General features: G+C 42.5%; 11 protein-coding genes and 1 pseudogene. 8 read left to right on the top strand and 4 right to left on the bottom strand.

Features of this window, described 5'->3' with window-relative positions:
* Positions 1-197: 197 nt before the first annotated feature.
* Together IQ224_RS17365 and IQ224_RS17360 are read left to right on the top strand one after the other, a co-directional pair.
* On the top strand, positions 198-1622 hold the full coding sequence (locus IQ224_RS17365) for an SUMF1/EgtB/PvdO family nonheme iron enzyme (RefSeq protein WP_084989879.1): 1425 nt from the start codon (positions 198-200) through the stop codon (positions 1620-1622).
* A gap of 478 nt (positions 1623-2100) precedes the next feature.
* On the top strand, positions 2101-2727 hold the full coding sequence (locus IQ224_RS17360) for a transposase (protein ID WP_036402653.1): 627 nt from the start codon (positions 2101-2103) through the stop codon (positions 2725-2727).
* Between the two features lie 135 nt (positions 2728-2862).
* Here the strand turns inward: IQ224_RS17360 and IQ224_RS17355 are convergent, their stop codons facing one another.
* Both IQ224_RS17355 and IQ224_RS17350 read right to left on the bottom strand, forming a co-directional pair.
* Positions 2863-3042, bottom strand: coding sequence for a hypothetical protein (locus IQ224_RS17355; RefSeq protein WP_002747944.1), 180 nt, complete (start codon positions 3040-3042; stop codon positions 2863-2865).
* A gap of 65 nt (positions 3043-3107) precedes the next feature.
* A complete protein-coding gene (locus IQ224_RS17350) occupies positions 3108-4655 on the bottom strand; it encodes a hypothetical protein (protein WP_002747942.1) in 1548 nt (515 codons plus the stop codon).
* 140 nt (positions 4656-4795) lie between these two features.
* Between IQ224_RS17350 and IQ224_RS17345 the strand changes: the two genes are divergently transcribed.
* Entirely contained in the window at positions 4796-5287 is a 492-nt protein-coding gene (locus IQ224_RS17345; protein ID WP_194033272.1) for a hypothetical protein, read from the top strand.
* Here the strand turns inward: IQ224_RS17345 and IQ224_RS17340 are convergent.
* Entirely contained in the window at positions 5284-6318 is a 1035-nt protein-coding gene (locus IQ224_RS17340) for a M42 family metallopeptidase (protein WP_194033270.1), read from the bottom strand. The two genes, IQ224_RS17345 and IQ224_RS17340, sit on opposite strands and share 4 nt — an antisense overlap.
* On the opposite strand from IQ224_RS17340, the gene IQ224_RS24680 reads away from it, so the two are divergent.
* Positions 6304-6429 (top strand): hypothetical protein, encoded by a 126-nt coding sequence (locus tag IQ224_RS24680; RefSeq protein ID WP_255527474.1) that lies wholly within the window; start codon positions 6304-6306, stop codon positions 6427-6429. The genes IQ224_RS17340 and IQ224_RS24680 overlap by 15 nt on opposite strands.
* Positions 6430-6432: 3 nt before the next feature.
* Here IQ224_RS24680 and IQ224_RS17335 read toward each other — a convergent pair whose 3' ends face one another.
* Complete coding sequence (locus tag IQ224_RS17335) at positions 6433-7770, bottom strand: DNA polymerase III subunit alpha (protein ID WP_002747934.1); 1338 nt, start codon at positions 7768-7770, stop codon at positions 6433-6435.
* A gap of 398 nt (positions 7771-8168) precedes the next feature.
* Between IQ224_RS17335 and IQ224_RS17330 the strand changes: the two genes are divergently transcribed.
* From IQ224_RS17330 to gvpC, 4 genes and pseudogenes are all read left to right on the top strand, one after another.
* A complete protein-coding gene (locus tag IQ224_RS17330) occupies positions 8169-8438 on the top strand; it encodes a hypothetical protein (RefSeq protein ID WP_002736360.1) in 270 nt (89 codons plus the stop codon).
* Between the two features lie 1183 nt (positions 8439-9621).
* Positions 9622-9837, top strand: a complete 216-nt coding sequence (gene gvpA / locus IQ224_RS17325) for a gas vesicle structural protein GvpA (protein ID WP_002735503.1) — start codon at positions 9622-9624, stop codon at positions 9835-9837.
* Between the two features lie 330 nt (positions 9838-10167).
* Positions 10168-10383 carry a gas vesicle structural protein GvpA gene (gene gvpA / locus IQ224_RS17320; protein WP_002735503.1) on the top strand — a complete coding sequence of 72 codons (216 nt, stop codon included), beginning with the start codon at positions 10168-10170 and terminating at the stop codon, positions 10381-10383.
* Between the two features lie 267 nt (positions 10384-10650).
* A pseudogene (gene gvpC, locus IQ224_RS17315) lies at positions 10651-10926 on the top strand (gas vesicle protein GvpC); the annotation flags it as partial.
* Positions 10927-11109 lie beyond the last annotated feature (183 nt).

Genomic DNA, 11109 nt, shown 5'->3' with positions numbered 1-11109 from the left:
GCCATTTTTGGTGCTTTACTGTTTCTCAAATGCCTTTTTTCGCTCCTTATGTTTATTTTTATGCTCACTTTGATTTTTTCTCTCCGTAATTTCTCTCTGTGACAGCTTAGGGTGCGGAATGTGGGTTAAATGGTTTATTTAGAGATTTTCTGCCAGTTAATCTGGCTCTCCCCTACTTGTGGTCATAAGAAAAAGTTATGAAAAAGTCAGAGATCCAAATTTTCTTGGCCCATGCCAGTGAGGATAAACCAGCAGTTTTGGCACTGTATAACCGCCTCAAGCAAGCGGGATATAAACCTTGGTTGGATAAAAAAGACCTGATTCCGGGTCAAATTTGGCGAGATGAAATTCCGAAAGCGATTAAAGCTAGTCAGATTTTTCTGGCCTGTCTGTCAGCGAAATCGGCTAATAAGCAGGGATACATCCAACGGGAGTTGAGGATTGCACTTGATACCTTGGGAGAGATGCCATCGGGGACAATTTTTTTTATTCCCATGAGGTTAGAGGAATGCGAAATTCCCGATCTGCGAATGTCAGAAGTTGGCTTGAATCTGCGAGATATTCACCGGCTTGATTATTGGGAAGAAGACGGATTTGAGCAACTAGAAAGAGCAATTACCCATCAGTTCAAGCTTGAACCAGAAGAGCCAAAACAACCCGTAATTGTTCCAGAAGAGCCAAAACAACCCGTAATCATCAGGCCATCGTTATCAGTATTTAACTTTCAGATCGTGGGAGTAAATGCGAAGGGTGAGCAAATCAAAAAAGAGTCGAAACAGTCCCAATATTTCAGGGAAGATTTGGGCAACGGCATCACCTTAGAAATGGTTGCCATACCGGGGGGAACTTTCCTGATGGGAACAGAAGATGAGGAAATCGAAAGACTGGTTAAAAAATTTAATTGGGAAGGATTGAGAAGCGAAAGACCAAAACGTGAGGTTAACGTCCCCCCCTTCTTTATAGGCAAGTATCCTATCACCCAGGCACAGTGGAAAGCGATCGCCTCCCGTACCGACTTAAAAGTTGACCCTTCGGCTCCGCTCAGGGTCAACCTTGATCTCAACCCAGCCTATTTTAAAGACCGTCCCGATAGCGATCGCCGTCCTGTCGAACAATTTAGCTGGTACGATGCAATCGAATTCTGTGCAAGATTATCAAAGCTGACCGGAAGGGAATACCGACTACCGAGTGAGGCGGAATGGGAGTACGCTTGTCGTGCTGGAACCACCACCCCGTTTTACTTTGGGGAAACCATTACGGGGGAATTGGCCAACTACAGGTCCAGCGAAACCTACGCCGATGAATACAAAGGAGAATATCGACAACAAACGACTCCTGTGGGACAATTTCCCCCCAATGCCTTCGGACTGTACGATATGCACGGCAATGTCTGGGAATGGTGCGCCGATACTTGGCACGATAACTATGACGGTGCGCCGACGGATGGCAGTGCTTGGATAGAAAATGGGTATAATAATCGTTCTCCTCTGCGGGGCGGTTCTTGGTGCTACATTCCAAATAGCTGCCGTTCCGCTTACCGCACCAGCCTCGACCGCCGCGGCAGCAGCCTCAACGTCAGCAACGGTTTTCGGGTGGTGTGCGGTGCTGGGAGGACTCTGTAACCCTTTTCCCCTTTTTTTCCCTTTTTACCCTTATTCCCTATTTTTTCTTTTTTCTTTTCTTTCCCGCCCTTAGGCGGGTCGATTTTGTAGGGGCGAACTGTGGTCAGTGAGTTTATCGAACTGCGTTCGTCCGCCAGCAATAATCGGGTTAATCAGGGGATTTGGTTTTTTTGGGGGTTTGGGTTTTTTGGGGTTTTTTGTGGGGATTTGGGCGCACGCGATGCGCCCCTACGGGTTTTGGGGGGGTTGGGTTTTTTGTGAGTTTTTGAGGGGATTTGGGCGCACGCGATGCGCCCCTACGGGTTTTTGTGGGGATTTGGTTTTTTTTGAGGTATTTGTGGGGATTTGGGCGCACGCGATGCGCCCCTACGGGTTTTTGGGTGGATTTGGGGGGTTTCAGGAAAAATACGTCAGGGCGAATTGCGATCGCTTATAATGGGAATTGATAAGAGGTTTTGTGAGTATTGCGGGAATATATATGACCTTTGATCCTGAAAAACATCATCGTCGTTCTATTCGCCTCAGAAATTATGATTATTCCCAACCTGGAGCATATTTTGTAACTATTTGTACCTACCAAAAACAACCTTGGTTTGGAGAAATCAAAAATGGTCAAATGTACCTTAATCAATTAGGAAAAATTGTTGCTGATGAATGGCTAAAAACCTGCAAAATTCGACCTAATTTTCAATTGGATGAATGGGTTATTATGCCCAATCATTTCCATGTAATTGTTATAATTAATGATTATTCTGGCGACGATCAGAGTTTGGGCGCACGCGATGCGCCTCTAGATTTGGGCGCACGCGATGCGCCTCTAGATTTGGGCGCACGCGATGCGCCCCCACAGCAGAAACCGAATTCTTTATCGTCATGTATTGCGGGGTTTAAATCGGCGGTTACTAAACGAATTAATTTGCTTCGACAGAACACAGATACTCCTATCTGGCAACGCAATTATTATGAATCAATTCTTCGAGATGAAAAGTATCTAGCAGTTGTTCGAGAATATATTATTAACAATCCCAAAAACTGGCCAAATGATCGAGATTATCTGCCAATAGATCAACAATCACAAGAACTATATTTAGATTTGTTGTTTTAAGCGAGAATATAAAACAGTAGGGGCGAACCGCGTTCGCCCAGAGCCAATAATTAGCCCACCACCAATATCGAATTAATCAAAAAATTCAATTTTGTTTATCTGTAGGGGCGAACCGCGTTCGCCCACCCCCAATTATTAACCCACCACCAATTTGTGTAAGGTTTCTAGCTTTTGATCGAAATCTTTTTCGAGATTATCTAGCTTTTGATCAACATCTTGCTGTAAGGTGTCTAGCTTTCGATCAACACTTTGAATACTATCTTTAATTTCCTTAAGGACAGATTCGAGGGAATAGGGAATGGTTTCTGCTGTCATGGCGGTTAACTCCTATCAGTCGAGAGATAATGTAATTATTGATAAAAATCCTCTTAATTCTCCACTTAATTTTTTTGGTCAAATCCCGCCTCATCTTCCAATTTATCGCTGATTTCTGGCAGTTTTAGCAATATTCCAGCGAATAACCAATAGTAAACAGAAACAGGCTCGACGGAGAGAGGATAATAGTAGGGATTATAGCTAATAAAAAGTATAAAAATCCAGATACAGAGACCCCAATGCTTTAAAGCGGGATTTTTTACTTTTAAATAGGCTTTAAAGGTGAGAATACAGAGAATTGTCACCAGTGCCATAAAAGCGATAAAACCGACGATACCGATTTCGTAGATAAGTTTAGCATAGTAGGTTTCAATTAGTCTTATCCCATCTTCCCCCACTATATGACGAGCGCCAGTGGTTGCTGTGCCTAAACCAAAACCAAAAAGCTGTAAATATCTTAAGGCCCACTGCATTTGATTGCCTACAAAGTCAATGGGAGACGAATATAGCCAGCGACCGATAAAATTTAGCCCTCTTTCCCGAATAAAGGGAATTAACATCACCGCAAGCAGGGAAAGCATCGCCACAATTACCAATTTTAATGGTAACTTTTGCTTATTTTTGCTAGTAGCAATAAAAAGAACTAAGTAAAACAAAGGTACTAGCAAAAAAGGTAATCTTTGTCCAGAAACCAGAGTCGCAAGGAAGACTAAAACTATGGCCACCCAACCAGCGACGCGCCATCTTTTTTGTGGATCACTAAAACTGGCTGCGTAACTGATGACGCTACTAGATACTAAAAACCAACCCCATTGCCAAGGATCGGAAAATGTGCCGGGGAGACGAATTAAGCCTCGATCGGGATTATACAACACCGAACCCCCGACAAAACATTGAGCTTTCAAGCTGGCTTTGGCGGTAATATCTGGATAAAATTGGGTATCGGATTTCGGGGCACTAACTTCTAGTTGATTGAAGAATTCACTATCGTGACAGATGCCTTGGAGAAGTAAAAAGTATTGAATTAGAGCTAAACTGCAACAGACTAAAATCATCACGATTAAAAGCCGATTAACCACGAATAAATCCCGTTTTTGCTCGATTAAATAGTAGCCACAGAGAATCAGGGGAATATAACCGAAGATGGTTTTTAATCCCACAATTCCCACAGCAATTGATCCTTGGGGCAGATTGACAAAAAGAAAAGTTATCAAGCTGATGGCAAGTAAAATTAAAGCCGTGAGGAGAAAAGGCTTGATTTGCGGGCTTAATTGCTTAAAAGTTTTGGTTTTAATTAAAATTGCCGCTAAAGCTGGTAAATAAAAGGCATCCTTGGCGATTTTGTAGAGAGCATAGGATGGCTCTTCACCAATGAAGTTGCCCTTTACCTGAAAAACTCTCACCACGGCAAAAGTGACGGTATTACTCAGGGGAAGATAGATGAGCAGGGCTAATAATCCCAGACGGGGATGGATAAAAGAAGCAACCATGGCAGGAACTGCCAAAATCCCTAATAAAGATGCTTTTTCGTCAAATAAAATCCCCAAAACTACACTAATTATTGTGGTGGCGATCACTAATATAGTTAGTGACAGGGAGTTACTCTCTTTCATGCCGTACAGCTTTAACAGGTTTAGCAGAAAGTCTAACAGATTTTTGTCAAGATTCTCATTCTCAATGGCCGAGAGTTTCCTTTTGCTTCTTACCTGTTGCTATACTTATGTAAAATTTCATTTATCTTGATCTTGACTCCGTGGCCGAAAATCTTTCTTTTCAAGACCTTTATCAAGCTGGAATCAGTGCCTTTGAGCGTGGACAATATCGTCTTAGTATCCAGCAATTAAATGCGGCTTTAGCCTTAATTTCCTTAGGATCTCGAGCAGGGGGTGAGATTCAAATTTGGCTAATTTCTGCCCATCAGGGGTTGGGAGAGGGGGAGAAAGCTAGTGAAATCTGTAGGCAACTTATTACCCATCCTATCTATCAAATTCGCGAACAGGCCAAGCGTCTGCTTTATATTATCGAAGCTCCCCGTCTCAAACGCCCAGATGAGTGGATGACGAAGATTCCCGATTTAGATAAACTTCCTGATAGCACAGCGCAATTTAAAAAGGGAACAAATAAACAGAAAAAAGAAGAACCCCCCGCACCCATGCAGTTAGAGCAGCATAAAAATACTGTTTTTATCGGACTAGCGATCGCTATTATTCTATTGATGCTCTGGTTTTTTGCTAAAAATAGCTAAATTAGTTGACAATAAGCTTGTAATATGCTAATGCAGTTAGCTATGGCTCCTAAATGGGCGATTTCATAACCGTGGGTGTTTTGGGTGGGAAAACCTAAGCAAGCGGCCTTAGCTATATGACCGAATTTCATGGCAATGGAGGCATCGCTACCAAAACCACTAATAATGGCTAATTGCAGCGGTATTCCCGCCTTTTCGGCCGCAATTCGTAATTCTTGATTTAATTGCTCATCATAGATACCGTAACCATCCTGAGACAATAACACAGCACTGCTGCCATCCTTAATCGGATATTCAGGAGCGAGGGGACAGATTTCTAGGGCAATTAAAGCATCTAAGCGGTTATTTGCGGTAAAAAATAAGGCCCCTAATGCTCCTACCTCCTCCTTAGCTGAGGCAACCAGATATATATCCACCGCAGGGTTAATTATTCTGGCCGCTAATGCCAAAAGAATCGCCACGGAAGCTTTATTATCAAGGGTATAACTGGCAATGTAGTCTTTTAGTCGCAAGGGTTGTTTTCGGTGTTTTCCCACCACGACTCGACTACCGACGCGCACCCCACAAGCGTCTAATTCTTCCGGAGTCAATTTCGTCTCTATCCATGCGGATTCCCAGGTGACGGGAGTGTTTTCCTGCTGCACTTTTTGCGGGGATTGATGGGAAATATGACGGGAACCAAAGGAGAGAATCCCCGATCTGGTTCCTTTATCACCGATAATATCCACCACTCCCTCTCCGTAAATCCAAGGAAAAGCTCCCCCGAGTTGGCGAATTTGCAGAGTACCATCGGGATTAATTGCTTTGATAATAGCCCCAATTTCGTCTTTATGACCGGTAATAGCAATTTTTTTAGTCGAATCCCGTCCTCTAATCTTGCCGATGACATTTCCCGCTTGATCTTGCCATGTTTCTAATCCTAACTCTTGAAAGCGTTCTAGTAAAAAGCGATCGATTTCCGTTTCCATCCCACTAGGAGAATGATGGAGGACAAGAGTGGCAATAGTGTCAAAGAGGTGATCAAAATCCATATTTATCTTGATTTGTGGGTGGAAAGAGAATTATTATCCAATCAGGAAATCGAAAAGGTTTTACAGGAACAATATTGGCGCAATCATCGCCCTTGGCTGATTGCCAGTTAGCATTTAATGATTAATCAGAGGTGCGGAATTAGCCAGAAAACCGGCCACTTTCAGAGACTCTACCACTGAATTGTCATCCTCTACCCAATAGTTTTGTCCTAAACGCACAAATTGACGCTGAGTTCCCGCACCGATGGTGGCAATAACGGGAACTTTTGCCTTTTGTTTGTCTCCCGATTGCAGAATACTTTTAAGAAGATTTTGACGATTTTGGTTGACAACATCTTGCATCGATAAATTAACCATCACCATTTTAATGGTTTCGATCGGTTCCGCATCTTCGATAATTAATTGTACCCGATCATCTCGGCGATCCACTTTTCCCCACACCATTAAAGTTGCTTCCTCCACTAATAATTTTTGCAGACGTTCGTAGCTATCGGAAAAAACCACCGCTTCCGACTGTCCCGAGGCATCTTCTAGGGTTAAAAAAGCCATGGGAGTCCCTTTTTTGGTCATAATTTTCTTGACGGCATTTAATAGGACAATGGCACTGACTTTTTTTCTGGTTTTGTGTTCTTCTAAATCAGCTAAATTGATGGGAGATAGGACTTGAGCAGCTCTTTGTAAAGCTTTTAAAGGATGTTCGGAAACATAAAAACCCAAATGTTCTTTTTCCAGTTTTAACTTTTCCTGTAGGGAAAAATCTTCCACTGGGGTTGCACTGGGAGACTGTTCAAACTCGGATTCTTGTTTATTTTCTGTGCTACCTCCTAGCATATCAAAAATATTCATTTGACCACTTTCTTTCTCTTTGGTGCGTTTTTGCGCCCAGGCAACTACTAATTCCAAATCTTCAATTAATTGATGGCGATTCGGTTGAATTTTATCAAAAGCACCGCAATAAATTAGCGTTTCTAAAGCTCTTTTGTTGATCACTCGCAAATCAACACGCTCGCAAAAATCCCCTAAGGAAGTAAACTTTCCTCCTGTTGCTTCCCGCGCTTTTAAAATAGCCTCGATCGCATTTTCGCCCAGATTTCTAACTGCGGACAAACCAAAGAGAATTTTGCGCCCAATCGGGGTAAAATGTTTTTGCGATCGATTGATGTCGGGAGGTTCGACATCGATATTCATTTTCTGACAGTTTTCTCGATACTTTTCCACCTTATCCTGATTATCGCTACTAGCAGTTAGTAACGCTGTCATATATTCCACAGGATAATTAGCTTTTAAATAAGCAGTTTGATAGGTGACGTAAGCATAAGCGGTAGAGTGAGATTTATTAAAACAATTGGAGGCAATTAACCCGTTGCCCAGCAAAAAATTATGATCTTTCTCCACACCAATATCATAAACGGGTTTTCTTCCCAAGGATTGACGACTGATAATTTTAACCATATTAGTAACTCAACTCTCCAGAGATTTTTGTAACGGTGCTAATGGAAATATGGCATTTCTTGACCCAATCAGGCTGCCAAAGTCCCAAAAATGGCTCTCTTATTTCTTGTATCATAAGTTTAACTTATATAAGAGCGATCAATCTTTGTGTCCTTTGTGTCTTTGTGGTTCTTTCTACTTAAACAGCTTTTACTAATTTCTTGGCTGGTCGTAGAAAATTTGGTTAAAGGGGAGCAACGCAAAGCGGGGCAAAATGCAGCAGTTAAGATAACAAAGAAACCTTGCCACTGACGGCAAAGGCCTATATTTTACCTTGACGAGAGGTCGGCGCTCGGTAGTTCACCCATTGTGTTATAATTCTGGCCAAGCTATCAAGGGATTTGAAAAGGAGTAACACCATGAGTCTATCTTCAGAAGCCTATCGCCAAGCCCTCGTGCGGGATGGCGAACGGCGCTATCAGGAATGGCACCAAAATTATCACAACCAATGCCGTCAATCAACGGCTGAATACCAAGCTCGTTCTGCCCAACAACGCCCAACAAAGCCCTGGATTTCCTCGGAAGCCTACCGCCAACTTTTAGTCAAAGATGGGGAGCGGCGTTTTGCGGAATGGCACGGCGAGTTTTTAGACTATCAAAGACAATTTCTGGCCAGTCAATCCACCTAAACGGACGTCAGCCAATCGCCATTACAGCAATCTCTGAAAATAGTGGCTACAGTCCCCGAAGAAATAGCTGATACCAATTTTCAATAGTCGTGACTAACATCTGAAAGTGCAATTCCTTTCTCCGAGAGGGATTGCGCTTTGAAATGATTCAACGGCTCTTCGTTACTTGGTATGGTTCGATAGGGGGGCATAAATCGACTAAATCCTTATCTGGCAAGGGATTTAATTGATTAGTTCGCTCTAGACGAAAATAATTGACAAAAATCGCTAAATGCCTTTCTATATAGGGGTTCCATCCCTTATAACCCCCGTCCATTGCATAACACAAACCGAAGAGCCTGATCAACTAAGTCTGTCATTACTTTTGAAAAATGATATAAAGATGAATAAGTCCAGAATGCAAGACCTATCACGAATGCAGCCAAGAATTTAAGATCAGAAGGAATAAGAATCCTGTCAACAAATGCTGATGGGCAGTCAGGAGTTTAAGCTTGTGGAGAGACTGTAAGACTCGTTGGGACTCTCTCAAAAAGCAGGTTTCTGTGAAGCAAGAATTTCCCATCACACATCTTCGCATTGTGATGGCTAGATTGTCAAGTCTGTCCACCCCTGGTCCCCGCAAATAACACCTAAGATAGCGAACGTTAAAACTAAAATTTCAATACATTCGTGCCTTAAGCACCTAAAAGCCTTGCTTTGCAAGGCTTTTACTATTAGTTTATTTGTCCTGTGTCCATCAAAACAGGCTCCAGCTACCCTTCTGAGTCGATTGTAGCTAGTCAAAGGTAGTCGAACAATCGCCAAGACTAGCTTGGGGTAAGGGTTTAATTATTTTTCTTGGGGGGGGGTAAGTCCAGTTATCCCCCAAGGTTCTTGTATTTGTCTTGTTTTTAGGTGCGCTCGCCCTGCTCTCCCAATGGGAAGTTTTGCTTAGAAAAAAGGGGAGCAGCAACCACCTTGACCCGCCTTTTCTGAGAACTAACTATATTTATTAAGCACAAAACTGAGAATTAACTACATTTCTTAACGAAAAAATCGAGATTAGGTATTGACACCGACAAAAAAAGGGTGTTATTCTTCAGATGCCGAAGTGATGAAGGCAGAAAAAACAAACAAGTTTCTGAATCCTCCATGACTTCAGCACCGTACACTTTCTATGAAAACAACAAAAAGGTCTATTACCATGGCAGTCGAAAAAACTAACTCTTCCTCTAGCTTAGCTGAAGTTATTGATCGTATCCTTGACAAAGGTATCGTTATTGATGCTTGGGCTCGCGTATCTCTCGTCGGAATCGAATTATTAGCGATTGAAGCTCGTGTAGTTATCGCTTCGGTTGAAACCTACCTCAAATATGCTGAAGCTGTTGGTCTGACCCAATCTGCGGCGGTTCCTGCTTAAGGATCCATCCCAGATTCTCCCATCGGCTGAGTGAAAACCCGACTGGGTTTTCCAGATTCTCGGCTTTTCTTTAAATCCCTATTGAGTCTAGTTACCCCTCTCTTGGGGCGCAATGCTCTATGATTGACAAGGTTGCCACGGCAAACGTGTTTTGACCCTTGCAGCTAGGATTAGCCCTTATCACCAGAGTTTAATCCTCACTATTTTTCGGAATAGAAGGTCGTTCTTGGGCTAGGAAGCCGCACCTCTTGAGATGGGGTAGTTCGATATATCAACTTTGGGATCAGCACTGTACACTTTCTATACAACTAACAAACAAGGTCTATTACCATGGCAGTCGAAAAAACCAACTCTTCCTCTAGCTTAGCTGAAGTTATCGATCGTATCCTTGACAAAGGTATCGTTATTGATGCTTGGGCCCGCGTATCTCTCGTCGGAATCGAATTATTAGCAATTGAAGCTCGTGTAGTTATCGCTTCGGTTGAAACCTACCTCAAATATGCTGAAGCCGTTGGTCTGACTCAATCTGCAGCGGTTCCTGCTTAAGGATTGATACCAGATTCTCCTATCTGCTCAGTTAAAACCCGACCAGGTTTTCTAGATTCTCGGCTTTTCTTTAATCCCTATTGAGTTTAGTTACCCCTCTCTTGGGGCGCAATAGTCTATAATTGATAGGGTAGTTCACTATCTCAACTTTGGGGTGATAAGAAAAGTCGGACTCTACTGTCTCTCCCCCCAGTCCCCGTGAAGGTTTTCCTAGCGGGTGATTGGGCCAAATCCATTCCATAGTATTTAGTAATTGAGGACAACCCCATGCCTGCTCTCATGGAAAAGTTCCGCCAGGATCGTTTATCGATTGCTGAAGAAGTAGCTAAACTCTCGCGAGAAGTACAATCTTTTCTGTTGGATGTTAAAACTGGAAGACAAAAACAAGCGCAAGAACAGGCAACTGCTTTGCGTCAGTCTTTCCAAAAAGTTCAACAGGAAAGCCACTTGTTTTTAACAGCTACCCAAAAACAGCGTTTAGCTCAAGCGGAAAAGCAAAAAGAGGATTTACGTCAATTTCAAGAACAACGTTTAGCGGCCAGCAATTCTCATTTTGAAAAAAATTCAGATAAAATTCTCTTATTTAAATAGAGAACTTGTGTAGAAGCATTATTTTTTGACAGATAATTATCATCCAACGCTGGAGATAGACAGGTTTTAAGAACTTTGTCCATGAAAAATCGATTTCAACTCATAAATCTGGATGAAATTCTAACAAAATTTTTA

It is taken from the genome of Microcystis sp. LEGE 00066 (assembly GCF_015207925.1).
Taxonomy (GTDB): Bacteria; Cyanobacteriota; Cyanobacteriia; order Cyanobacteriales; family Microcystaceae; genus Microcystis; species Microcystis ichthyoblabe_A.
Note: the sequence above shows the minus strand (reverse complement) of the source record. Positions and strands in the feature narration are given on the sequence as shown.